Genomic DNA, 24,175 nt, shown 5'->3' with positions numbered 1-24,175 from the left:
TGTGATAAATCAAAAGAAACTATTTGGGAGGTGCCTTAATGGTTGATGTAGGTTCACTATCAAAAGGAATGTACATAAAAGTTGAAGGAGAAATTTACAGAGTAGTTGATGTGAACAAACATTTTAGAGCACGCGGGTCGGGATTAATTAGAACAAAACTAAAAAGCATTTCAACAGGATTAATTAGAGAAATTAATTTCAATAGTGGCGAAAAAGTCGAAGAAGCAGATATTACGTTTAAAAAAGCTTCCTATATCTACAATGATGGTGAAATGTATTATTTTATGGACAATGAAACTTTCGAACAATATGGTATTCCTTTACATGAAATAGAAGAAGAGAAAAACTATTTAGTTGAAAACACCGAAGTAGATTTAATTATGCACGATGGAAAGCCTATAGGAATTCAACTTCCAACAAGTGTTGTTCTCGAGGTGGTTGAAACTGAACCAGGTTTTAAAGGTGACACAGTGTCTGGTGGAGGAAAACCTGCTGTTCTTGAAACCGGGTTAAAAATTACCGTACCTTTCTTTGTTGAAGTTGGCCAAAAAGTAAGAGTTGATACTCGTACCGGAAAATATATTGAAAGGGCCTAAAGGAGGTGTTTTATATGGAATTTGAACAAGGAAATATAAATATCAGTGACGAAGTTTTAAAAGAAATTGCCTTTAGAAGTTTTCTCGAAATTTTAGAGATAAGTCCAAATGAAAAAGAAACTAAAAAACTAAAGAAAAGTATAGAAATTGAAAGGACTCCAGATGATAGCGTAATTGTTTATGTAAGAACTGCTGCACCATACGGACAAAGTATAGTAGAATTCGGAAAAAGAATAATGAAAAATATAACAGAAAATATTCAAAGAATGACTGAAATACCCGTCACTGCTGTTAATGTAACAATAACAGATGTGGTTGAAAAAATTGAAGCTTCTCAGCAAGAAATGGAAGAGGAGGAAGAATAATTTGGCAACAAGGCGTCATAGAATGAGAGAATATATTTTCAGAACGTTATTCCAATGGGATTTCCAAAGTGATGAAAATTTAGAAAAAATAGCGAAAGAAGAATTAACTCACCTTCGGGATAAAAAAGTTCAAAGACAAGCTTTTGAATATATTCAAGGAATGAAAGATAAAATAAAAATAATCGATGATATAATTCAAAAGTATTTAGAAAATTGGGAAATTGATAGACTTTCTGCTGTTGATCGAAACCTTCTCAGATTAGGAACTTATGAACTTATATATATATCAGATGTACCTATTGAAGTCACTATAGATGAAATGATAGAATTGGGAAAAACTTATGGGACAGAAAACAGCGGGAGATTTGTTAATGGTGTGTTAGATAAAATTGCTAAGGGGGAAGCTCCAAAAGAAAAATTCGATTTGTAACGGGGAGGTAGGGGAAATTTCATATATAGAATTTTTAATTGTTTTTATTTTAGCATTGGAAATTAGTGTTGTCTCTTTCTTCATGATCGATGCAACACTTGAATGGTACATAACTCTTAAAAAAGACTACTCGAAATCTCTTGAATTTTTTCATGTAATTAATTATATAAGACATGATTATTACAATAGAGGTATTTCAAAAATTCATTATATTTCGTCACGTAGAATTTCTTTCGATGAAATTGTTGATGGAAAGAAAAAGAAAGTGTTATACCAAATATTAAAGACAAATGAAGGCATTCTTATAAAAAGGCAAGTTTCGGGAATCTACGGCAAAAAAGGAATCAATTATTTAGGACCTTATAAAATGGAACTTGAATTTAGAAATTCTCCCAAGTTTATAATCTTAAGCACACCACGTGGTGAGTTTATCCTTCCTAAATATATCCCCAATAAAGAGTTTATACTAGGAATTTCTGTAAAATAAAAAAGATGCCCGACTGTTTGTCAGGCACCTAACTTTCTTCACTTTATTTAATTTTTATAACTCCTTCACAAGTTCTGAAATAATTCTTACAATCATACCTCCTGTTTTATTAGCTACTTCTAAAACCTCTTCTGCTGTAAGTGGTTTGAGATCTTCATGAACTGCTTTATCGGTTATTGCAGAAATTCCAAGAACCTTTAATCCTCCATGATTAGCAACTATTACTTCCGGAACAGTTGACATCCCCACTGCATCGGCACCCATCCATCTAAGCATTTTTAGTTCTGCAGGTGTTTCAAAATTTGGTCCAGCTACAGCTACATAAACTCCTTCATAGAACGGAATGTTTAACTTCTTTGCTACATTAATAGCTTTATTCCTCAATTCTTTATCATATGCATTTGACATATCAGGAAATCTTGGACCCCACTCATCTACATTTGGACCAATTAAAGGGTTATCTCCCATCATATTAATATGGTCTGTTATAAACATTGGCCTTCCTATTTCAAATTCTGGATTCATTCCCCCAGCCGCGTTTGTAACTATAAGAATTTCCACACCTAAAAGTTGCATTACCCTAATTGGAAAAGTCACAGTTTTCATATCATAACCCTCATAATAGTGAAATCTTCCATTCATTAACATAACATCTTTTCCATTTAATTTTCCAAAAATAAGTTCTCCTTTGTGACCTGGAGCAGTTGAAACAGGAAACCCAGGAATCTCACTATAGGAAATTCTCATGGGTTGTTCTATGCTTTCAGCAATCCCATGGAGCCCTGAACCAAGTATAATAGCAATTTTAGGAAGTTCATTAATCTTTGTTTTCAAGAATTCAACTGCATGATTTATTCTTTCAATATAGTCTTTCATAGTTCCCCTCCTTTTTCGGCATTTCGTACCATGTCTATTCTACCATATTTTATTCTTCTAAGATATATACTTTATCTCCCGTTTTTAATAACGCAGCATTTGCTTCATCAGTATCAACATGAAATTCTAAAGCATATTTTTCACTTACTCTTATAAGAACATCATCAAAAATTACTCTTCTTCCTGGTTTATCTACTACAACTCTGACTATATCTTTATCTTTTACATTATACAATTCAGCATCTTTTGGGTGCATATGAATATGCCTCTTAGCAATTATTACTCCTTTTTCTTTGATTACACTTCCTTTAGGTCCTATAATAACTATTCCTGGAGTTCCTTCAAGATCTCCAGAATCTCTTACAGGGGGCATTACTCCAAGTTTAAATGCATCTGTTAAGGAAATTTCAATTTGTGTTTCTTTTCTTTCTGGACCTAGTACCCTGACTTTTTCAATCGCTCCTTTGGGACCTGCAATAATTACTGTTTCTTGACAGGCAAATTGACCTGGTTGCCCCAAATCTTTGATGGGTGTTAATTGATAATCTTTTCCAAAAAGAATTTCCACATCTTCTCTTGAAAGATGGACATGTCTGTTACTAACTCCTGCAATAATACCAGGTTCTTTAATTTTCATTTTTTTAACCTCCTCTTTGCGGTTTTAGTAATCTATCTCTCACTACAATTTTAATATTCTTTGGTACTTTTAATTTCATCTTGAAAGGTCCTCTTTTAACATTTATAAATGATAAACCACATATTACCAATTCTTTTTCTTCATCTAATTCAAAAATTTCTTTTTTCCATTTTATGTTTTTAATCTCACTTTTTTTACACGGTGGAATTAACAAATCACCTGCTCTTTGAATCATTAAATCTTCCGCTTTTTCTATCCTTGTTTCATGAAATTTGACATTTTCAGGAGCAAATATTTGAAAAATTGGCAATTTGTCCCCCTCATATTCTACCTCTATTTTACAAAAAGCACTTACTAATATAGCTCTATTTACATCAATTTTAAAAGTCTTTCTAGTCAAACGTTTAGTATTTAGAATTTTTGCTTGACATTCTGGACTTAAAAGATCAACTACTCTATCATTTGTTAATATACCCGGAGTATCTACCAAATAATATTTTGAATTACTAATTTTTCTTTTTAACAAACCTAAAGTCGTTCCCGGAAATGGGGATATAGTTGGAGAAGTTTGTGTGAATTTTGAGATTAAAGAAGATTTTCCAACATTTGTTACTCCTATAACAAGTATATCTTCTTTTAGAGAAGTTAAAAATTTTTCAAGTTTCCTAACCCCAAAATTATTCTTACTACTCGTTAAAAAGATATGTTTTGAATCAACTCCAAGTTTGTTTTTTAACCATTCTTGTGCTTCCTTGGAACTTAGAGATCGTGGCATTAAATCAAACTTTGTAATTACAAAAAACACTTCTTTACTTTGAAGTTTTTCTATTATTTCTTCCCTGTATGTTCCTTCAAAATCTGTTATATCAACAACATAAAATACCTTGTTAAAATCTTTCAATAACTCATCAATTTGATGAATAAATATTTCTTCTTTTATTGGTATTGTAAGTTTCCCATAATGTAAGATTTTATAACATCTCTGACATAATGGTTCTTCTTCTAATTCAAAGACATGCTTTGGCACATAACCTGGTTTACTCGAATCAACAGTTTGTAATTCTATTCCACATCCTCGACATTTCATGTTTAACCTCCGAAATACACTTTAATTAATACATAACCTAAACCTATTAATGAGGTGACCAAAAATGGTTTAAATGCCCACTTCATATATTCTCCAAAACCGAAATTTCTACCAATTTGTTTTGATAAAAGATTAACCCCAACTATATTCTGGACAGCCCCCAAAGGAGTTAAATTGGTAGCAAGATTTGCACTAACTCCATATACCCACCAAAATTGCGTTGAAAATCCACTATTAACCAATATTTTCAAAACAGGTGCAATTATCAAAGTTCCAGGAACAGCACTAAGCCATGGTATTGCTAAGGAAACAAAACCAAAAATTACAATGGTTGCTAGGAAATAATTGCCTGACAAAGGCATAAACAATCCAGCCAACAAGTTAGTTATTCCTATCTCTTCCAATGCATATGAAAGAATGTAAAGACCTGCATAGAAAAATAAAGTATCCCAATCAATTTCGCTTGATATATCATTGAACTCTTTCTTATGAAACAGCATAACTAAAATAGCTCCAAGAAGTGCTATAAATGAAAGATCAATATTAACAACATTATGAAGCGCAAATAGTACTATCACCAAAAAGAAAACAGAGATTGTAAATTTTAAAGACTTTGGATCAACTATTGCCTTTCTTTCATCAATATCCGCAAGTTTTTTCAATTTACTTAAGATTCCTTCATCAATTTTTGTATATTTTCTGAACATTAGTATAACAGCTATAAAACTAATTATTGTAATTAAGCCCATGTTTTTTATAAAATCGTTAAAACCAAGTCCACTTACAGAACCTAAAACTAGATTCAAGGGACTTCCAATCAAAGTTGACATTCCACCAATATTATCTATGATAATAGTTAAGATTAAGAAAGGAACAGGATCAAGACCCAAAGTATCAGCAATAAGAAAAATCATTGGAGCAATCAAAATTATTGTAACTAGATTATCTAAAAATGCAGAAGAGATTGCAACTAATAACATAAGACCTACTACAGTCCAAAAAAATCTCTTTCCACCTATTTTAACAATTCTAATAGCCAAAAATTGAAATAACCCCGTTTTTTTCAAAAATTCCACAATTACAGTCATACCAGCAAGTAACCCCAGGGTATTAAAATCTACAACTTTACTAATATTTTCTGGTTCAAGACCTTCCACTAACTTCAAAGCAGCTACAATTAACGAAAGCCCAAAAACAACGGGAGCTTTATACTTTTTTCCAAAAATAATATAATAATATGCTATTCCAACAATTAATAGTGCTATGATTTTTTCAAATGTCATTTAAACACCCCCTTGGGGACTATCTCCTTCACTAATTATACAACTTATTAACATATTAGCTTGTTAAAATATTTATAAAATTGTGTGTTAACTTCTTTGCATACATTTCATATGTTGTAACATTTGTCACTCAGGAAAACTCAGATAGCACTCAAAAACTTTATGTAATACTTTACAATTAGCCTCAATAAATCAAAAATACATTTGATTTATTTACAAAAATATTAGAAAATATAACTGTATTAACAAAAAAACTAAAGTAGGAGTGGTAAAATGGCTAAAGTGACTGATTTGGTCTTGCTTAATAAACCTGGTGAAAAAATTCTACTTCTAGGAAATCACGCAATTGCAAGAGGTGCTTTAGAGGCTGGGGTAGCTGTATTTGCCGCATATCCAGGAACTCCTAGTTCTGAACTTACCGACACTATAGCCACTATTGCACAAGATGCCGGAATTTACATGGAGTATTCCACAAATGAAAAGGTTGCTTTTGAAACAGCTTTATCCGCTTCGTGGAGTGGCCTTAGATCCATGACAGCTATGAAGCATGTCGGACTAAATGTTGCTGCAGATACATTTATGAGCGCTATTGGTATGGGCGTTGAAGGTGGCTTCGTTGTAATGGTTGCAGATGATCCAAGTATGTGGTCTTCTCAAAATGAACAAGATACAAGAGTTTTTGCAAAATTTGCTAATGTCCCTGTTTTAGAACCTGCAAGCACTCAAGAAGCAAAAGATATGACTAAATATGCATTTGAAATCAGCGAGAAGTTTAAACACATAGTAATTTTAAGAACAACTACAAGAACTTCACATATGAGAGGAGATGTTAAACTCGGTGAATTACCAAGTGCCATTGTTAACAAAATCAGACGGCTTGGTAACTTCCAAAAAAACTCTCAAAGATTCGTTGATATACCAGCGCATTCGAGAGCATTTCATCCAAAAATTCTAGAGAATTTAGAAAATATTAGAAATGAATTTGCAAATTCCCCGTTTAACTGGATTGAAGGAAATGGAAACATAGGAATTATCACTTCTGGACTTTCATATGCGTACGTAAAAGAAGCTCTCTTGTGGTTGAATATCAAAAATATCAGAATTTTAAAACTGGGAACTCCTTTTCCTGTACCATTCAAATTAGTAGAGAAGTTTTTGGATGGACTTGAAAAAATTTTAATTGTAGAAGAGTTAGAACCTGTTGTTGAAGAACAAATAAAAATATGGGCCTACGATAAACAAGTTAATGTTCCCATACATGGTAAAAATATTGTTCCAAGAATATATGAAATGGACACAAAAAGAGCAGTTGAAGCAATCGCAAAATTTTTAGAGATAAATACACCAATTGATTTTAAAAGTTTAGAAAAAAAATATAAGGACATTCAATCCCTACTTCCTCCAAGACCTCCTTCACTATGTCCAGCGTGTCCACATAGAAATTCGTTCTTTGCAATAAAGAAAGTAACAAAAAACAAGGCAATATTACCAAGTGATATAGGTTGTTATACATTGGGTGTCTTACCCCCTTTAAATGCCGTAGATACTACCGTTGCAATGGGAGGGTCAATTGGTATAGCTCATGGTTTAAGTATCGCATTAAATGGAGCAATTAACGAGAAAATATCAAATGATTCGCAATTAATTGTTGCAACTATTGGTGATTCAACATTTTATCATACTGGACTTCCAGCAATTGCAAATGCAATATATAACAAATCTGATATTATCATTGTAGTGTTAGATAATGAAATTACAGCAATGACTGGAGATCAACCAAATCCAGGAACAGGAGATACTCCACACGGTCCAGGAAAAAGAATACCAATAGAAGATGTTGTTAAAGCTATGGGGGCGGATTTCGTAGAAGTTGTTAATCCATACAACATCAAAAAAACTATCGAAGTTGTACAAAAAGCACTGGAAGTGAAAGGTGTAAGGGTAATAGTCTCAAGACAAGTTTGTGCACTTCATAGAATAGGACAAGCTAGAAAAAAGGGAATAAAACTCCCTGTTTTCAAAGTAAATATCAATAAATGTACTGGTTGCAAAATATGTATTAATACTTTTGGGTGTCCTGCCATATCCTGGGACGCTGAGAACAAAAAAGCAAAAATTGATCCTACAATGTGTTGGGGTTGTGGAAGTTGTGTGCAAATTTGTCCATATGGCGCTTTCGAAGTGGTAAAGGAGGGAAATAATGGTTAAAGAATACAACATAGTTATAACTGGTGTCGGAGGACAAGGAATTTTAACTGCAGCAAACTTACTCGGTTGGGCTGCTTTAAGAGAAAATTATAAAGCTAGAGTTGGAGAAGTACACGGTATGAGTCAAAGGTTCGGAAGTGTAATTTCATACGTAAGATTTGGAGAGAATGTATATGGGGCAATGGTTCCTGAAGGAAAAGCTGATGTAATTTTATCATTTGAACCAGTAGAAGCCTTAAGATACATAAATTACCTAAAAACTGGCGGACTTGTTTTCACAAACTCCCGCAAAATTTTACCTGTTCAAGTTTCAATGGGACTTGCCAATTACCCTTCACATGAAGAGATTAAAAATATTGTAGAAAAAAAGTTCAATGCAAAATATATTAGCTTTGACGCCGAAACACTTGCAAAAAAGGCTGGAAATATAATTACTACTAACGTTGTTTTAATTGGAGCCCTTACTCAAACTCCTGGTTTTCCGTTATCACCCGAAACAATAAAAGATGTAATTAAAGTCAGCGTTCCACAAAAAGCAATTGATATAAACATTAAAGCATTTGAATTTGGAATATCAAAAGCAAAAGGACTTTTATAATTTAACTCCCCCCCTTTGAGAGGCAGAGGGGGGTTATGAACATATCCTCAAAAAATCTGTTACTAGTTCCTTCTGAATTTCTATTCCTAAAGATATATCAGGAGTATTTTTTCCGTGAAAATCTGAACCTGCTGTCTTTATTAAATTATACTTTTTACAAATGGCTTCGTACTCTTCTATCATACGGGGAGTGTGTTTAGAATAATAAACTTCCATTCCAGAAAGTCCGTATGATTTAAGTTTTTTTACAAGTCTTTCTAATTCTTCTTTTTCCAACCCTGTTTGGTATGGATGGGCAAGTACAGCTATCCCACCTGCATCATTGATTAAGCTAATTGCTTCATCCATTTTAAGCCTTTTTTTATCCTCGTATAATATCGCACCTTTTTTTAAATATTTTTCAAACGCTTCCCTTAAATCTCCAACATACCCTTTTTTAACCATTAAACTGGCAAAATGTGGTCTTCCTATCAATTCACCATTTGCTTCTTTTATAAGTTCCTCCATTGAAATATTAAATCCCAGCGTTTGCATCTTTTCTAAAATGATTTTATTTCTTTGAAGTCTATATTCCTTCAATACATTAAGTGTCTTATTTAATTTTTCATTATTTACATCAAAATTGTAACCTAATATGTGTAAAGTTGTTGGAAATTCAGCACTTATCTCAACCCCCGGAACAAAGTACACTTCTGTTGAAATCAGTTTCTTAATACCATCTATAGTATCATGATCAGTTATTGATAAAATTTCGACATTTCTTTCTTTTGCTAATGTCAAAATTTCATCTGGACTGAAAGTCCCGTCCGAAGCAGTAGAATGCACATGTAAATCTATCTTCAAAATATCACCCCTTATTTTTATTATTAAATTATAACACCAGTTATTTTAATTTTCTACTATCTAATTATGTGTTAAAATTACTTAGAGGTGATTTAGATGAAAAAATATCTTGTAATTTCAGATCTACACATACCCACACGATGCAAAGAAATTCACCCAAATTTAATTGAATTAGCTAAAAAATGTGATGGGATTTTCGCACTCGGCGATTTTGTTAATATCGACACTGTGATATATTTACAAAGTTTAAATAAAAACTTTTTCGCAGTTTCAGGAAATATGGATGAATATGATGTGAAAGATTATCTACCATTACAAAAAATTGTTAAAATAGGGAAATTTAATATAGGTATGGTACATGGCTCCGGTTCACATTTTAATATTCATAAAAGAATAATCAACTGGTTTCCAAATGATACTAATATAATTCTTTTTGGACACAGTCATAGCCCTACTGATTTATTATACGGTGGTAAACGCTTTTTAAACCCTGGAACTGCAATGAAAACATATGGTATATTAGAAATAACTGATAAAGACATTTATTTTACTATCAAAAAGCTTAAGGAGGAATAATATGATCGGATACGAAATTTACATTCGTTCTTTTTATGATAGTAATAATGATGGTGAAGGAGATTTTATTGGCTTAGCAAAATCCGTTTCTTATCTAAAAGACTTAGGAATAGATTTAGTCTGGCTAATGCCTCATTTTACCGCTCCAAGTTACCATGGATATGACATTATAGATTTTTTTAATACTAATCTCATATATGGCAATTTAGAAGAATTCAAAATAATGGTTGATGAACTACACAAAAATGATATAAAAATTATTGTCGATCTTCCTTTAAATCATGTATCGTCAAGACATCCTTGGTTTAAAGCTGCTCTTTCTGGAGATCCAGAATATAAAGATTATTTTCTTTGGGCTAGAGAAAATACTAACCTCAACGAAAAAAGACATTGGGATAACGAACCATTGTGGCATCCATACAAAGGAAAATGGTATTATGGTGTTTTTGGAGGAGCTTCTCCAGATTTAAACTATGATAATCCCAAAGTTGTTGAAAAAGCACTTGAAATAGTAGAATTTTGGTTAAAACTAGGAGTTGATGGTTTTAGATTTGATGCCGCAAAACATATTTACGATTACGATATTGAAAATGGGAAATTTCATTACTTTCATGATAAAAATGTAAAATTTTGGGAAAAAATAATGAGAAAGGCTCGTGAAATAAAGCCAGATGTGTTTGCAGTAACTGAGGTATGGGACGATCCAGAAATTGTTATTGAATACGCAAAAACAATTGGTTGTTCTTTTAACTTTTATTTCACAGAAGCTATTAGAGAGTCAATTACTACAGGTTCAACTTATAAAATATTTGATTGCTTTACAAGAACTCTTTCAGATAACAGAAAAATATATATATCTTCTAACTTCACTAGTAATCATGACATGACAAGGCTCGCCTCTGTTATCCAATCGGAAGAACAAAGAAAAGTATTTTTTGCAATACTCATGACAACTCCTGGAGTTCCTTTTATATATTATGGCGATGAACTTGGAATGAAAGGAATATACGACTCACACTTTACAGAACATGTTCTCGAACCATTTCCATGGTATGCTTCTCTTTCATCAGACGGACAAACTCTTTGGAAATCCATTGGCTTTAATTATGCGTTTACAGGTGTTTCAGTTGAAGAGCAAAAGTCACGAGAAAATAGTTTGCTAAATTATGTAAAATATTGGATCAGATTTAGGAAAGAAAATTCTTGGATGACATATTCTTGGTTAGAAGATATTAAAACTAGTTCTTTTGGTATAGCATATACAATTACTGACGGTAACAACTATGTTAGAGTATATCATAACCTTGCAGGTCATGAAGAAGAAATTGAAGGTATAAAATTAAAACCATATGAAACGAGGGTTAAATAATGCAAAGAATAAAAAAACTCCCACCTTCGGTAATCAGTAAGATTGCGGCAGGAGAAGTAGTTGCAGGTCCATATTCTGTCGTTAAAGAACTTATTGAAAATTCAATAGACGCGGGAGCAACCTCTATTGAAGTAGAGATCATTTCTGGCGGAAAAAGTTACATTAAAGTAAAAGACAATGGCTCTGGTATGTCAAAAGATGATCTTTTACTTTCCATCGAAGAACACACAACAAGCAAGATCTCTAATTTTGAAGATATTTATAATTTACAAATGTATGGTTTTAGAGGAGAAGCTTTAGCTTCAATTTCAAAAGTAAGTCGAATGGTAATAACTTCGAATAATTCTAAAGAATCAAATAGACTTGAGATAATAGGTGGAAAAATTAAAAAAATCGAACCTTATCCAACTAATGAAAAAGGAACAACAGTGGAGGTTTTTGACCTGTTTTTCAACATACCTGCAAGACGAAAATTTCTAAAATCTCCCCACGTTGAAAAAAGATTAGTCACAGAATTTATTGAAAAATTCATCTTATCAAACCCAAATATCCATTTTGTTTTTAAAGCTGATGGTGAAGTAATTTATAACGTTTTACCATCAAGTTTAATTGAAAGATTCAATCTGATATTCCCTGAAGTTAAAGAATTTACAGAAATTTCAGGAAAATATACGCATGGAATAATTTCTTCTCCTAATTACAACAGAAAAAACAGAAGCGGTCAAGTTTTCTTTGTACAAAAAAGATATATTATGGATAAGATGCTTTACTATATCTTTGAAAATGGGTATGGAGAAGCTTTAATTAATCATCCATATGGTGTGTTGTTTATAAATATTCCTCCTCACTCAATAGATGTCAATGTTCATCCACAAAAACTTGAAGTTAAGTTCTCCGACCCAAATTTAGTCTATTCTGACATTATAAGGGCCGTTAGAGAAGGTATTAAAAAATTTGTTTCAAAACAAATATTCATATCTGAAAAAAAGAAAAAACAATCGCTTAAAAATTACTTTGAAAAACAACCTTCTCTCATTAAAGAACCAAAAAAGGACTACTCAACGATAGACCAAATTACTACTTTGTTCAATGTAACACAAAAAAATGTAGACTTAAAAAAAGATGTTTTAATTCTAAAAAAAAGATATGTACTCTTTGAAGGAGAAGATGGTATATACATCATGGATTTTCACGCAGCTCACGAAAGAGTATTGTATGAAAATATCTTAGAAAAACTTAACAAAAATATTGAAACAATTAATCTAATTGTTCCAATAACCATTAAACTTGGGAAAAGTTTAAAGGAATTATTAAAAGAGAAACTTCATGATTTTGAAACATTAGGTTTTTCCATTGAAATTCTAAATGATATTATTAAAATTAAAGCTATCCCTTCTTTTATTAAAATTTCAGATTTTGAAGATATCTTTAAGGAAATCCTAAATGAACTCCGGATCCCCAATCAAAATCCTAAAAACATGAAACATATAATTGCAGATAAAGCGTGTAAAGCTGCCGTAAAAACGGGATACGACATTAAATACAATGAAATTAAAACTCTCATTGAAGAAGTTTTAAAAAGAGGTTTGACCACTTGTCCACACGGCCGACCTTTGTTTTTAAAACTCTCATTTAACGATCTCGATAGATATTTCGAAAGAACTTAAACTTTGAAAAAATAATCTTTCTTTTTGTTTTTTCCTTCTCCCATATCAAAAGTTTCGCCTAGAGAAAGAACTGTTGCAAGTTCAACTGGTAAACCTACTTTTATGATTTTTTCTACAGTTTTCCTAACATTATATTCAATAAATTTAAAACTATATTCAAACACTCCGTTGTTAACTGTCAAAATCATGTATGTTGCTCCAGGCTTTCCATTTTTTGTCCTACCTACGCTTCCCGGATTTAAAATAGTTTTTCCCAATACGTGCTTGGCCATAACAAGATGGGTATGGCCGTTAATTATTACATTCTCTTTTACTGATCGTACAATAGTTTTCAATCTTTCAGGATCCGTATTTGGTTTCACATATTCCAAAAGTGGATTTAAAGGGCTTCCGTGAACTAAAAAAAACTTTACTCCTTCTATCTCTATCGATAATTTCTTTGGAAGATTCCTCAAGAAGTTTTTATTTTCTATACTCACTGTCTTAATAGTCCAAAAAAGAGATTCATCACCTACTTCAGTTTCTCTTCCTGAATTATACGAACAACCACAATTGTCTTTTTCAAAACCAACTGCTTCATCATAATTTCCTAAAACTGTAATAATGTTTTTGTATTTTATTGTTTCAATTACTTCATTGGGATTAGGACCATATCCAACTAGATCACCTAAGCAATATATTTGTTCAACATTTTCTTTTTCTATATCTTTCAAAACACTTTCAAAAGCCTCTAAATTTGAATGTATATCTGAAATGAAAGCTACTTTTTTCATTTTGTTACTCCTTTCTTAACAAATTTATTTTTTGTCATATTGGCTATTCTCACCAATGTTAACATCACAGGGACTTCCACCAACACGCCTACAACTGTTGCCAAAGCAGCCCCAGAATTAAATCCAAACAGGGATATTGCAACTGCTACTGCAAGCTCAAAAAAATTACTAGCACCAATCATTGCTGCTGGTGCAGCAATAGAATGAGGTACTTTCCAAAAGCAAGCCCAAAAATATCCAATTGCAAAAATTAAAAATGTCTGTATTATTAATGGAACAGAAATTAAAAGCATATGTACAAAGTTCTTTTCAATTGTTTCTCCTTGAAAAGAAAAAAGTAATATTAAAGTAAGTAAAAGCCCAACAATTGAAATTGAAGAAAATTTTGGAATAAAAATTTTTTCAAGATAATATTTACCCTTTACTTTAATAACATAATGCCTTGTAATAATTGCTGCGACCAACGGAATAAGAACAAATATCATTACAGAAAATAATAAAGTACCAAAAGGAACAGTTATATTTCCAACCTTTAAAAGGAAAGAAACTATCGGAGCAAAAGCAAATAAAATAATCAAATCATTTATAGCAACTTGAACCAATGTGTATAAAGGATCACCGTTAGTTAGATAACTCCAAACAAAAACCATTGCCGTGCATGGAGCAGCTCCAAGCAAAACTGCTCCAGCCATATATTCGGAAGAGAGCTCTGGATCAATAATATTTCCAAAGACAATTTTTAAGAAGATATAAGCTATAAAATACATTGAAAATGGTTTTATTAACCAATTTACTGTTAATGTAATAAACAATCCTTTTGGATTTTTGCCTACATTTTTAATACTTGAAAAATCAATTTTTAACATCATTGGATAAATCATAAACCATATAAGAATGGCTATCGGAATAGAAACATTGGCGTATTCCCACTTACTAAGAGTTTTAGGGATTTGTGGGAATATTTTCCCAAGTAAAAATCCACTTAAAATACACAAAGCAACCCATATGCTCAGATATTTTTCAAAGAATTTCATTTTTTTCTTCATTTTTTACCTCCGTTTTGCATCTGCCAGGTGTTTTTAAATACTCTTCTAATTTTTCAAAATCAGATTTAAAAGGTTCGATCTTTGATAGTTCATTAAAAATTTCTTCTATAAACTTATATTTTTCACACATCTGTGGATTAATTTTATAATAAGTCCAATATGAATCTTTTCTTTTTTCAACAAAGTTTAAAAATTCAGCTTGCCTTAAATGTTTGGAAATATTTGATTGCGAAATTTTCAAAACATTTTCTATATCACAATTACAAAGCTCTTTATTCCATATCAAAAACAATATTCTTGCTCTTGTTTCATTAGAAAAAAGTTTTATAATTTCAACAACTTCAATCATCATTTCACCTCATAACCAAATGACCATATGGTAATATAATTTTACTATAAACCACAATCTTTTTCAACAGAATAAAGAATTAAATATTCCTTTAATAAGTATTATTAAAATAGTTTTGAAAGTTTAAAAGATTTTTGTATACTTATATCGTATAACTTGATGTTTCTTAGTTTTATAAAAGTTCAATATTAACTACGTGGGATGTAAAGCCTGATGATTTTAAGAAAAACGGAAAAATACTATTGTTCAATATTAACTATGTGGACATAAAAATTAAAAGACACAGGGACATTATTCCCCTGTGTCTAATAGGTTTTAATTATGTGGAATGTAAAGGAGAAAATCCAACATTTGAACAAAATTAACTAGATAATTTCAAGGTTCAAAAAAATTGTATTTTCTTATTCGTGTGGTTCATCTCTTAATTTTTTGCTTTTTACTCCTTTATTTTTTGTTTATTACTCGCGAAAGTGGTACTAAATATACACTTTTTATCAAACTAAAACTCTCCAGTTATTGCAAAAAGATGAACATTAATTTCATCTGGCAAAATTATCTTTTCAACCTCATCATTTGTCTCGAGTTTTATCACCTTAAAACCACATTTTATAAACTGTTTTTCCCCTGTTGCAAGATATCTGAAATCTTCTGTAATGTCCAAATTATTCGAGCACCAATCTGGAACTTTTACTGTGTAAATCTTTTCCCCTATCTTAAAATTAACTTCATAATCCCCGTGGTTTGCAGAAACTAATAAGTATAAATTTTTGATGTATACGCTATCAAAGGTTATAATCTGACCATTACATCTTATATTATCGTTTCCTTTAAAAGAAATCTTAAATGGTATGTTATAATTCTTAACTTTATTTACAATGTCTTTTGATAAATAGCTACCTAAAACTGAACCAAGGTTATCAAAATTTGCTTTTTCTTCAAAGGGGGTTCCTATACCATTATTGTTGAAGACAGGTTCTAAGTCAAATAAAAGGAAGTTATTGTTAATTTCATAATTAACTTTATAATCTTTGTTTTTCTTGATTTCCGGTTTTTTTAATGTTTCTTTTTTTATAATCAAACCATTTTTATACAAAACAGTAATACTTGAAGTTGAAATACCAAACTTTTCAGGAATCAAAATTACTTGATCAACTATACCTTCCCCCTTACAAGTTAATCTGAAAGATTCCAAGTTTATTTTTCCCATATAAACGTAATTCCCCTCTAAATCTTCTGTTAATTTGCCATCTGAAGACGAAATTATACAGGTGTATTTTCCTTCACCTACTACTATCACATCGTATAACGATTTTGTAACTTTAAATTTTAACCTAAGATTATCTGAAAAAGAAATAGCACTTGAACCACTATATCTTCCATCAACTACTATTTTTACATCGGATATACCCCAATTACCTGATTCAGCTTCTAACACCAAGATAGGATACAAATTTACTATCTTCTCTTCAGAATACTTTCTCAACTGCTCTGGTAAAGTTTCTAAATAAAGCATTGTTCTTAATGCAGAAATGGTTGACTCTGCTCCAGCGTTATAATTTATATGTCCAAATTCCATTCCATCGAATCCTTCACCATTTGGACCATACATTGGTTTGCCAAGTCTATTTAAACCTTTGTACCACCCAGCAAGGAGCGCAGATAAAATACCTATATCTTCTTCTTTTGTCAGTAGATAATACTTGATAGCACCCACTGTTATGCTTTCAACTGCATAAGAAAGTTCGGGAAATAACTTTACGTTATCTGAGATTGAATATATAAAGCCGGTTGATAAAAACAAGGGACCTTCTATTTCTAAAGCTTTCCTTGCGATTTTTAAGTATAGTTCATTTTTTGTGACCTTATAACTTTCAACCAATGCTTCTACATATCTATTTCCCCAACCATGCCATGAAATTTTTTCGGGATAAACACTGAAAAATCCATGGTTATATAGTTTTAAAATTGCATCAGCGGAATTTCTAATATCTTGTTCAACATTTATGTTTAAATCATACAACCCAATTAGACCCAATATATATACAGCTGTTTGATCACCTACTCCGTTTAAGAGGCCATTTTTTACATACTTTGACAATAATTTATAAGCTTTCAAAGCTTTACTTAAAAATGTACTATCGTATTTTGCAATTTTTGTTAACGCCCAAAAAGCTCTCACAGCCCACCAAGAATGTTGTTTTGAACTTGTTATCCCGGTTTTGTTTATTGTCCCATCAACATATACGAAATTGTAAAAATCTCCATCGAAATCTTGCATTTGAACGAGAAATTTTGCTGATTTTCTTGCAATATTAAGGTATTTCTCATCTTTAGTATATTCATACAACTCCACATAAAAAACCACTGCTCTTGCAACATCATCTACACATATATTTCCCTCACCCGCAGCTGAAACCTTAATATATGTATCTCCACTTTTGTTTGCATAAACCCAATACCCATGAACCTTTTCTCCGTTTAATATAAAATCTTCACCCAAAAATTCTAGATGATCTATTTTAATTTGTGAAAAAACAAGTAAACTAAACATTAGAATAAGTATAACTACTAATTTTTTCATAACTATTACCCTCCTAAATAATGCTTTCTCATTTCAGTATTCTCAGGAAGGTTTAATATCTCGTTTAAAACTCCCTCAACTTGCTCTTCGTTTTTTGTTCTCGGATCCCTAAATAAAAATTCTTTTAATAAATTGAAATCCCCTGTTAAAAAAGCTTCAACTGCTATTTCCATTCTTACTATCCTTGGTTGTAAGTAAAACTTAATTATTCTTTCTGACAACTTTGGTTCTATCTTTTCTGGATGTATACCAGTTGAATCAACTAATGCAGGAATTTCTACAATGACGTCATTAGCTATACCTTCGATAACTCCATTGTTGGGAATATTAACAATTAGTCTTTGTTTTTTGTTGTTAACAATCGAATCTATAAACGGAACATGCTGCTCACCACTTAATCTTCCCGGGTTTATAATACTATCAATTTCCTCCTTAAATATATCCACATGTAAAAAGTTTTTATACAGATTGTAATCTAGTAACTTGACTCTTGGATTTTCAGAAACGTAATTTGAAAGCTCATTGATTATTTCAGAAATCGTTCTTATGTTTTCTTGATACCATTTCCAACCAACTTCCGAATCAGCTCCTCCAAATTTTCCATACCACTTTATCTTCGTTTCCAAATTATAATGATATTTCCAAGAAGAATTTCTAACTGTATCTCCTATGGGCATTTGTCCATAAAATTTATACATATCAATGGCTGCAGGTGAAAGTTGATCATCAAAGGGATGTTTTGGTTCATATTTGTTTTTCTCAATCCAATTATTCAACAATTCATATCCGTCATTCCCGTCATATAAGAATTTATTTAACCATATTCCATGATTTACTCCCGCAATTTGCCACTCTACTTTTTTCATATCCAACCCTAAAGTTTCCACAATATGATGAACTCCGTAATGGCCGTGACAAAGTCCCACTACATTTATAGGGACAACCCTAGAAATTAAGGTAGTACCTTCAAAAACAGGATTCGCTGCTTGTAAAAGCCAACTATCCTTTTCTGCCTTTTCCTCAACCAATTTTGCCACTCTTAAAAATAAATTCAACTGATTGTAATTTGAAATCGTAAAATAATCAGACACCATATTAAATTCCTGCGAGTCAATTCCTCTATAATATCCCCACTTTTCACTGATTTTTCTGACTCTCTCAAGATATTCATGCCCTCCAACAAGAGCCGTATTTATAACAAATCTTGCACCATTTATTGCCTCTTCAAGATTTTTTGTTGTTCTAAATCTTAGATTTGTTCCCATTTCCTCGTTAAGCTTTTTTGCAAGTACCAATACAGATTTCAATCTTCTTTCATTTATATCCATTAATGATACTTCTACTTCTTTAAAAGTCTTTGTTAAATCACTTATAATTCTCAAAGAAAAAACGGCGCTACCAGCGCCAATTATCGCTATTTTGAACATACTTTCATCCCCTTATCCATTTTTCAACTTGTTCAACATCAATCGTAGCAAGTGCTATATAATTGTCAGCACCTCCATAATAAACATAGTATTTATCTTTATATCTCACCATAGCATCAGAAAATACAACATTTGGAACTCCACCAAAAATCTCCCATTCTTCTTCAGGTTCTAAAATAGGTTCTTCAGACCTTTTTATTACTTTTGTTGGATCATTTAAATCTAATAAAATAAAACCTAATCTGTAAGTATATCTAGGCCCATTTTGCACACCATGGTAAAGTAATAGCCAACCATATTCTGTTTTTATTGGTGGAGCTCCTGCCCCTATTTTTACGTCATCCCAATAACCTTTTCGAGGAGAAGCTATTTTTACATAATCACTCCAATGAATTAAATCATCTGAAAATGCAAGCCATATATCTGGCTCAAGCCTGTGAATAAGAACGTATTTTCCATTAATTTTTTCTGGAAAAAGTGCCGCATCCTTGTTTGGGGTTTCAGGTAAAATTGGACCAAACCTTTCGTATGTAATGAAATTTTTAGTTCTTGCCATCGCAACTTTTATTCCAGTAGGAGCATATGCTGTGTAATTTATATAATAATATCCTTCAAGAAATGTAATTCGAGGATCTTCCACTCCATACAATTCTTCTTGAATAGCAGGACTAAATACTGGCTTTTCAAACCTATTCCAATTTACTCCATCTATACTTACAGCATATCCTAACCTCGAAACCATATCTTCTCCCTGAGCTCTGTAAAGCATGTGAAACAACTCTCCGTCAAAAACTACCGCAGGATTAAATACAAACCTACTCTCCCAAAGATGATTTGGATTTGGACCAAATAAAGGATTTCTTGGATGTCTTTGAAGTTTTAGCTCCATATCAGCTACCTCCTTCTATTCACTATTTTAACGATACTGAAATTCCTTGTAAGAAATATTTTCTAAAAATAAGAAAAATTAAAACCATTGGAATAGTTTGAATTACTGAACCGGCGAGTATAGGTCCTACATAGCTACTATATTCATGATTGAAACTTGCAAGCAAAACCGAAAGGGGCATTTTATTATAATCTTTCATAACAATCAAAGGCCACATAAAATTATCCCAAGCGCCAATAAATGTAAAAAGTCCCACTATTGAAGCAGTTGAACGTGCAAGTGGAAACATTACTCTCATAACAATCCAAAAAGTATTCGCTCCATCAATTTTGGCAGCCTCTATATAATCATCTGGAATTGATTTGAAATTCTGTGCAAACATGAAACTTCCCCATGCACTTATAATTGAAGGTAGTATTATTGCGGAATAAGTATTTAACAATCCGAGATTTTTTATTAACACAAACAAAGGAACTATAAACATAAAACCCGGGAAAAGCATTTGAAAAAGAATAAAATTAAAGATAGCTTTTTTTCCTTTAAAAGTTAATTTGGATAACATATAACCGAAAAATGCCGATGTCAGAACTACTGCAAAAGTTATAGTAACAGATATGAATATACTATTTAATAATGCTCGCAAAAATGGCCTTTGTAATTTATCTGTCATAAGAAAGATTAATCTATAATGTTCTAATGTAAATTTGGTCGGCCAAAATCGGGTATATATTTCATTTGTTGGTTTAAAAGATGAAAACAAAAGCCAAAAGTATGGATATATCCATATTAAAGATGAAATGAACAATAAAACAAAAGTAAAGTATGGGAAACTTTTTTTTCGTTTCATACCAATGACACCTCTCTTTCAACCAAAAAACGAACAAGAAGAACACAACCATAACTTAATAAACCAGTAATTACTGCAAGACTCGCAGCATATGAGGGATTCATTCTCTGAAACGCTGTCGTATAAATATGCATCATAAATGTCAAGGTTCTTCTCATTGGACCTCCGCCTGTTATCATATATGGTTCTGTGAATATTCCAAATGTTAAATTTACTGCAAAAACAAGCACTGTGGTTAAAGCGGGGTTTAACAATGGAAAAGTTATCTTCCAGAATTTTTCCCAATTATTTGCTCCATCAAGTTCCGCAGCTTCGTATAAAGATTTTGGAATAGCATTGAGACCTGCGAATAGGATCAATCCATAATAACCTACAAATTTCCATGTCACCATTATTGCTATTGATAATAAAGCAAATTGCGGATCACTAAACCAAGGAATCGTAAAGCCAAAACTTTTGTATAAAAAACTATTAATTGGTCCACTCTCTGAAAAAAGATTCGAAAATAATATTGAATATGCTACCCCAGAAGAAACATTTGCAACTAAAAAACTTAAAGCAAAAAATGTTCTAAAAAGACTTACTCTGTACAAAGCTAACGCGAACAGCAGCGATAAAACAACCACCATTGGAATAAAATAAACCATAAAATTTACTGTATTTAAAAATATTCTCCAAAATATAGGATCAGAAAATAACCTTATAAAATTTCTAAAACCAACGGGTCTCGGGGTTCCAAAAAAATTCCACTTAGAAAATGAAAGGATAACTAACCAAACAAAAGGGTAACCCCAAAATAACGCTGTATATATTAAATAAATGGATGAAAAACTCCATCCCAGATAATTTTCTCTCCTTCTTATTTTCGAAGTCAATTTATCACCCCTAAATTGAACTTTTTCTTTTTATAAACTTTGTGAAAAGGGATACCATTACGGGATGAACATTATGACCAACTAATAACTCGTATATTCTTGTTGCAGCTAGAGATCCCATTTCATCTTTAAAAACTTTTAAAGTTGTCAGTGAAGGTTCAAAATCTTTTGCACTTATAATATCATCAAATCCTATTATTGATACTTCATCAGGCACTTTTATATTTCTTTTTTTCAGTTCCTTAATAATCCTCATAGCCGTTATATCGTTAGAAGCAAAAATTGCTTCAGGTATATCATTTTTTCGCAGCATAAATTCTATTACATCATCCATATTATTCTTCACATCATCATATTCGTAATATTTTGGAAGAAGTCCTGCTTCTTTCATTGCACTTGTATATCCATCATATCTTCCTTTAAATCCATATGAATTTAAAGGACCATGTATATGAAATATCTTTCTTAATCCTTTTTTTATCAAATAACTTGTTGCATAATATGCTCCGTCAAATCCATTAGTAACAATACAATCTACTTTTTCTCCAGGAATATAATGATCTAACAATAAAAACGGTTTTCCTAATTCTCTATACATCTCTACAACTTCCTTGGTTGTATCTCCACCCACAAGAATATATGCATCACATTCCGTAGGAGAAAATAAATTCATTTTACAAAATTTTAATCCATATTCTTCTCCTATTTGCTCTAAAGCAGTTAAAATTACTGTATAAAACTCAGGAACAATCTTTTCTTTTTCCATATTCTTTAATCTTTCACTTTCACAAATTCCAACTAAAAATCTTTCCCTATGCCTTGCTAGGGCAGAAGCAAGTATTTTTGGTTTATAATTTAATTCATTAATCGCTTTCCATACTTTCATTTTTGTTTTCTCAGAAACATTTCCAACATTATTTATTACTCTAGACACTGTAGCCGTTGAAACTCCTGCCTTTTTTGCAACATCCTCTATTGTTACCATTCAAATACCTCCCTATAAGGTAAAACTGTGGGGAGGAAAAATCTCCCCACAACCATTGTAATTACTCATTGACTATTTTTATGCTCCTAAAAGATTTACTTTTTTCTTCTAACCATCTTATCCAACTTTCAAGATCACCAGCTTTTGATATGCTATAGAGTCTCACAAAATTCACCTTTTGTCCGGCATAATATCTATTAGGCCATAATTTCATTTCTGTTGGATAAGCACCTTTTGTAGCTGCAAATGCCTCAAATTCCCCAGGAATCCATTTGAAAACTCCATCTCTAAATTCTTGAGATTCAAAGACCCAGGTATTGCCATTTATCCAATCCTCGAAATTATCTTTAACAACAGGTATTTCCGGTAAAATTTCTGCTACACCTAATCCATACTTTTCAGAATAATTTCCTCTCCATCTTTCCTGGGAAGCAAAAATGTAAGTTGCGCCCCACCACAATGGTTTCATAGAATCCATAGCAGGAAATACAATATATGGTACATTGTCTACAATTTTTATTGCATTTCTTTGAAGCCAGTACTCATACGGTGTAATATTTAATTGATCTGCCCAAACCAACTTCCTAAATACTGGTAAAACGTGAACTGCTTCACTGTCAACACTGGTAAGAACTCTTGTAACCATATGTTGGAGTTTCATCAAATCTGCATAATTTTTAAATGAAACATTGTTATTAACCAATATATCGTCATTTTTAAATACACGAGTAACTATATATTGATTGAGTCCAGAAAACGTAATAGATCTGAGTTGTGCATATACGCTTACCGCAACTGGGCCGGGAATAACTTTTACCGAAATTGGCTCAAATGCATATGAAACCTCTTCGAAATGTTTACCTAATTCACCATTCACATAATATGTACTATTCGCAAAGCCTGCTACTCTTAAAACACCTATTTCATCCAAAATTGTCCCTTCTATTTTTCCAAATTTTGTCACATGTACAAGACCATGATCATCTACTTTAAATTGTTCACCGTTTTTTCCAGTAACTACCCAGTCATTACCATCTTTGTTAACAGAAAAGTAATTTTCAAAATTCACAACTGCAGTTTCATTTTCTGGTATAATTATCTCACATTCTCCTTTGCCAAGGAAAACTAAATAATCATTTCCTGAAATTCTTCCATTTCCATCGACATCATCAATTTGAAATGGAACATATAAGCCACCCACTTTTACCCTTATTCCATCCCAATATAGATCTACATCGTCAGGAACGTAATCGAGAAAATCGGACATTTTCATTGTAATTGGTACTTCTACACTACCTGCATGAATTTTTAAAGTGAAAGGTAAAACTAAAACACCAATGAATATAAGAGCAAAAATCAACAATCTTTTCATATATACCCC

Annotated in this window: 24 protein-coding genes; 9 read left to right on the top strand and 15 right to left on the bottom strand. The window is 31.8% G+C overall.

Annotated elements, in window-relative coordinates; genetic code table 11:
• The first annotated feature begins 38 nt into the window (after window positions 1-38).
• The 4 genes from efp to BUB65_RS07155 all read left to right on the top strand — a co-directional run bounded on the left by efp (window position 39) and on the right by BUB65_RS07155 (window position 1,878).
• Window positions 39-596, top strand: a complete 558-nt coding sequence (efp, locus tag BUB65_RS07170; protein WP_073073630.1) for an elongation factor P — start codon at window positions 39-41, stop codon at window positions 594-596.
• A gap of 14 nt (window positions 597-610) precedes the next feature.
• Window positions 611-961, top strand: coding sequence for an Asp23/Gls24 family envelope stress response protein (locus BUB65_RS07165; RefSeq protein WP_073073627.1), 351 nt, complete (start codon window positions 611-613; stop codon window positions 959-961).
• Between the two features lies 1 nt (window position 962).
• Window positions 963-1,391, top strand: coding sequence for a transcription antitermination factor NusB (gene nusB / locus BUB65_RS07160; protein WP_073073624.1), 429 nt, complete (start codon window positions 963-965; stop codon window positions 1,389-1,391).
• A gap of 82 nt (window positions 1,392-1,473) precedes the next feature.
• Window positions 1,474-1,878 carry a hypothetical protein gene (locus BUB65_RS07155; RefSeq protein ID WP_143606716.1) on the top strand — a complete coding sequence of 135 codons (405 nt, stop codon included), beginning with the start codon at window positions 1,474-1,476 and terminating at the stop codon, window positions 1,876-1,878.
• A 54-nt stretch (window positions 1,879-1,932) separates the two neighbouring features.
• On the opposite strand, the gene BUB65_RS07150 is transcribed toward BUB65_RS07155, so the two are convergent.
• From BUB65_RS07150 to BUB65_RS07135, 4 genes are read right to left on the bottom strand one after another with little or no spacing between them, the layout of a single operon-like run.
• Window positions 1,933-2,754, bottom strand: a complete 822-nt coding sequence (locus tag BUB65_RS07150) for a purine-nucleoside phosphorylase (protein ID WP_073073621.1) — start codon at window positions 2,752-2,754, stop codon at window positions 1,933-1,935.
• Between the two features lie 49 nt (window positions 2,755-2,803).
• A complete protein-coding gene (pduL, locus tag BUB65_RS07145; protein WP_073073618.1) occupies window positions 2,804-3,391 on the bottom strand; it encodes a phosphate propanoyltransferase in 588 nt (195 codons plus the stop codon).
• A 4-nt stretch (window positions 3,392-3,395) separates the two neighbouring features.
• Window positions 3,396-4,478, bottom strand: a complete 1,083-nt coding sequence (yqeH, locus tag BUB65_RS07140; RefSeq protein WP_073073605.1) for a ribosome biogenesis GTPase YqeH — start codon at window positions 4,476-4,478, stop codon at window positions 3,396-3,398.
• Between the two features lie 2 nt (window positions 4,479-4,480).
• A complete protein-coding gene (locus BUB65_RS07135) occupies window positions 4,481-5,761 on the bottom strand; it encodes an ArsB/NhaD family transporter (protein ID WP_073073603.1) in 1,281 nt (426 codons plus the stop codon).
• A gap of 273 nt (window positions 5,762-6,034) precedes the next feature.
• Here BUB65_RS07135 and iorA point away from each other — a divergent pair, with 273 nt between their 5' ends.
• A complete protein-coding gene (iorA, locus tag BUB65_RS07130) occupies window positions 6,035-7,969 on the top strand; it encodes an indolepyruvate ferredoxin oxidoreductase subunit alpha (protein ID WP_073073602.1) in 1,935 nt (644 codons plus the stop codon).
• On the top strand, window positions 7,962-8,567 hold the full coding sequence (locus tag BUB65_RS07125; protein WP_073073599.1) for an indolepyruvate oxidoreductase subunit beta: 606 nt from the start codon (window positions 7,962-7,964) through the stop codon (window positions 8,565-8,567). The genes iorA and BUB65_RS07125 overlap by 8 nt, the downstream gene beginning before the upstream one ends.
• Before the next feature lie 33 nt (window positions 8,568-8,600).
• Here the strand turns inward: BUB65_RS07125 and BUB65_RS07120 are convergent, their stop codons facing one another.
• Entirely contained in the window at window positions 8,601-9,410 is an 810-nt protein-coding gene (locus BUB65_RS07120) for a PHP domain-containing protein (protein WP_073073597.1), read from the bottom strand.
• Between the two features lie 96 nt (window positions 9,411-9,506).
• Here BUB65_RS07120 and BUB65_RS07115 point away from each other — a divergent pair, with 96 nt between their 5' ends.
• From BUB65_RS07115 to mutL, 3 genes are read left to right on the top strand one after another with little or no spacing between them, the layout of a single operon-like run.
• On the top strand, window positions 9,507-9,986 hold the full coding sequence (locus BUB65_RS07115; RefSeq protein WP_073073594.1) for a metallophosphoesterase family protein: 480 nt from the start codon (window positions 9,507-9,509) through the stop codon (window positions 9,984-9,986).
• Window position 9,987: 1 nt separating this feature from the next.
• Window positions 9,988-11,355: an alpha-amylase family glycosyl hydrolase gene (locus BUB65_RS07110; protein WP_073073591.1), complete on the top strand. Its 1,368-nt coding sequence runs from the start codon at window positions 9,988-9,990 to the stop codon at window positions 11,353-11,355.
• A complete protein-coding gene (gene mutL, locus BUB65_RS07105) occupies window positions 11,355-13,022 on the top strand; it encodes a DNA mismatch repair endonuclease MutL (protein ID WP_073073588.1) in 1,668 nt (555 codons plus the stop codon). Before BUB65_RS07110 ends, mutL begins: the two co-directional genes overlap by 1 nt.
• Here the strand turns inward: mutL and BUB65_RS07100 are convergent.
• The 10 genes from BUB65_RS07100 to BUB65_RS07055 all read right to left on the bottom strand — a co-directional run bounded on the left by BUB65_RS07100 (window position 13,019) and on the right by BUB65_RS07055 (window position 24,166).
• Window positions 13,019-13,795, bottom strand: coding sequence for a metallophosphoesterase family protein (locus BUB65_RS07100; RefSeq protein WP_073073586.1), 777 nt, complete (start codon window positions 13,793-13,795; stop codon window positions 13,019-13,021). The genes mutL and BUB65_RS07100 overlap by 4 nt on opposite strands.
• Window positions 13,792-14,841 carry an ACR3 family arsenite efflux transporter gene (gene arsB, locus BUB65_RS07095; protein ID WP_073073583.1) on the bottom strand — a complete coding sequence of 350 codons (1,050 nt, stop codon included), beginning with the start codon at window positions 14,839-14,841 and terminating at the stop codon, window positions 13,792-13,794. Before arsB ends, BUB65_RS07100 begins: the two co-directional genes overlap by 4 nt.
• Window positions 14,816-15,190 (bottom strand): ArsR/SmtB family transcription factor, encoded by a 375-nt coding sequence (locus BUB65_RS07090; RefSeq protein ID WP_073073581.1) that lies wholly within the window; start codon window positions 15,188-15,190, stop codon window positions 14,816-14,818. The genes arsB and BUB65_RS07090 overlap by 26 nt, the downstream gene beginning before the upstream one ends.
• A 499-nt stretch (window positions 15,191-15,689) precedes the next feature.
• Window positions 15,690-17,771 carry a glycoside hydrolase family protein gene (locus BUB65_RS07085; RefSeq protein ID WP_073073578.1) on the bottom strand — a complete coding sequence of 694 codons (2,082 nt, stop codon included), beginning with the start codon at window positions 17,769-17,771 and terminating at the stop codon, window positions 15,690-15,692.
• Window positions 17,772-17,776: 5 nt separating this feature from the next.
• Entirely contained in the window at window positions 17,777-19,198 is a 1,422-nt protein-coding gene (gene aglA / locus BUB65_RS07080) for an alpha-glucosidase AglA (RefSeq protein ID WP_073073576.1), read from the bottom strand.
• A gap of 4 nt (window positions 19,199-19,202) precedes the next feature.
• On the bottom strand, window positions 19,203-20,087 hold the full coding sequence (locus BUB65_RS07075) for a glycoside hydrolase family 130 protein (RefSeq protein WP_073073574.1): 885 nt from the start codon (window positions 20,085-20,087) through the stop codon (window positions 19,203-19,205).
• 22 nt (window positions 20,088-20,109) lie between these two features.
• Window positions 20,110-20,934, bottom strand: a complete 825-nt coding sequence (locus BUB65_RS07070) for a carbohydrate ABC transporter permease (protein WP_073073573.1) — start codon at window positions 20,932-20,934, stop codon at window positions 20,110-20,112.
• Window positions 20,931-21,809 (bottom strand): carbohydrate ABC transporter permease, encoded by an 879-nt coding sequence (locus BUB65_RS07065; RefSeq protein ID WP_073073572.1) that lies wholly within the window; start codon window positions 21,807-21,809, stop codon window positions 20,931-20,933. Before BUB65_RS07065 ends, BUB65_RS07070 begins: the two co-directional genes overlap by 4 nt.
• Before the next feature lie 10 nt (window positions 21,810-21,819).
• Entirely contained in the window at window positions 21,820-22,794 is a 975-nt protein-coding gene (locus BUB65_RS07060; protein ID WP_073073570.1) for a LacI family DNA-binding transcriptional regulator, read from the bottom strand.
• A 61-nt stretch (window positions 22,795-22,855) separates the two neighbouring features.
• The gene (locus tag BUB65_RS07055) at window positions 22,856-24,166 is read right to left on the bottom strand and encodes a hypothetical protein (protein WP_073073568.1); all 1,311 of its coding nucleotides are present in this window, start codon (window positions 24,164-24,166) and stop codon (window positions 22,856-22,858) included.
• Window positions 24,167-24,175 lie beyond the last annotated feature (9 nt).

It is taken from the genome of Thermosipho atlanticus DSM 15807 (assembly GCF_900129985.1).
Classification (GTDB): domain Bacteria; phylum Thermotogota; class Thermotogae; order Thermotogales; family Fervidobacteriaceae; genus Thermosipho_A; species Thermosipho_A atlanticus.
Note: the sequence above shows the minus strand (reverse complement) of the source record. Positions and strands in the feature narration are given on the sequence as shown.

What these genes read in the sequence shown, in the direction of transcription:
- pduL (WP_073073618.1), bottom strand. Translation starts at nt 3,391, where the DNA reads ATGAAAATTAAAGAACCTGGTATTATTGCAGGAGTTAGTAACAGACAT.
- BUB65_RS07155 (WP_143606716.1), top strand. Translation starts at nt 1,474, where the DNA reads ATGATCGATGCAACACTTGAATGGTACATAACTCTTAAAAAAGACTAC.
- BUB65_RS07085 (WP_073073578.1), bottom strand. Translation starts at nt 17,771, where the DNA reads ATGAAAAAATTAGTAGTTATACTTATTCTAATGTTTAGTTTACTTGTT.
- BUB65_RS07055 (WP_073073568.1), bottom strand. Translation starts at nt 24,166, where the DNA reads ATGAAAAGATTGTTGATTTTTGCTCTTATATTCATTGGTGTTTTAGTT.
- aglA (WP_073073576.1), bottom strand. Translation starts at nt 19,198, where the DNA reads ATGTTCAAAATAGCGATAATTGGCGCTGGTAGCGCCGTTTTTTCTTTG.
- efp (WP_073073630.1), top strand. Translation starts at nt 39, where the DNA reads ATGGTTGATGTAGGTTCACTATCAAAAGGAATGTACATAAAAGTTGAA.
- BUB65_RS07135 (WP_073073603.1), bottom strand. Translation starts at nt 5,761, where the DNA reads ATGACATTTGAAAAAATCATAGCACTATTAATTGTTGGAATAGCATAT.
- BUB65_RS07165 (WP_073073627.1), top strand. Translation starts at nt 611, where the DNA reads ATGGAATTTGAACAAGGAAATATAAATATCAGTGACGAAGTTTTAAAA.
- BUB65_RS07125 (WP_073073599.1), top strand. Translation starts at nt 7,962, where the DNA reads ATGGTTAAAGAATACAACATAGTTATAACTGGTGTCGGAGGACAAGGA.
- BUB65_RS07060 (WP_073073570.1), bottom strand. Translation starts at nt 22,794, where the DNA reads ATGGTAACAATAGAGGATGTTGCAAAAAAGGCAGGAGTTTCAACGGCT.
- mutL (WP_073073588.1), top strand. Translation starts at nt 11,355, where the DNA reads ATGCAAAGAATAAAAAAACTCCCACCTTCGGTAATCAGTAAGATTGCG.
- BUB65_RS07070 (WP_073073573.1), bottom strand. Translation starts at nt 20,934, where the DNA reads ATGAAACGAAAAAAAAGTTTCCCATACTTTACTTTTGTTTTATTGTTC.
- BUB65_RS07150 (WP_073073621.1), bottom strand. Translation starts at nt 2,754, where the DNA reads ATGAAAGACTATATTGAAAGAATAAATCATGCAGTTGAATTCTTGAAA.
- BUB65_RS07110 (WP_073073591.1), top strand. Translation starts at nt 9,988, where the DNA reads ATGATCGGATACGAAATTTACATTCGTTCTTTTTATGATAGTAATAAT.
- yqeH (WP_073073605.1), bottom strand. Translation starts at nt 4,478, where the DNA reads ATGAAATGTCGAGGATGTGGAATAGAATTACAAACTGTTGATTCGAGT.
- iorA (WP_073073602.1), top strand. Translation starts at nt 6,035, where the DNA reads ATGGCTAAAGTGACTGATTTGGTCTTGCTTAATAAACCTGGTGAAAAA.
- BUB65_RS07090 (WP_073073581.1), bottom strand. Translation starts at nt 15,190, where the DNA reads ATGATTGAAGTTGTTGAAATTATAAAACTTTTTTCTAATGAAACAAGA.
- BUB65_RS07115 (WP_073073594.1), top strand. Translation starts at nt 9,507, where the DNA reads ATGAAAAAATATCTTGTAATTTCAGATCTACACATACCCACACGATGC.
- arsB (WP_073073583.1), bottom strand. Translation starts at nt 14,841, where the DNA reads ATGAAGAAAAAAATGAAATTCTTTGAAAAATATCTGAGCATATGGGTT.
- BUB65_RS07075 (WP_073073574.1), bottom strand. Translation starts at nt 20,087, where the DNA reads ATGGAGCTAAAACTTCAAAGACATCCAAGAAATCCTTTATTTGGTCCA.
- BUB65_RS07100 (WP_073073586.1), bottom strand. Translation starts at nt 13,795, where the DNA reads ATGAAAAAAGTAGCTTTCATTTCAGATATACATTCAAATTTAGAGGCT.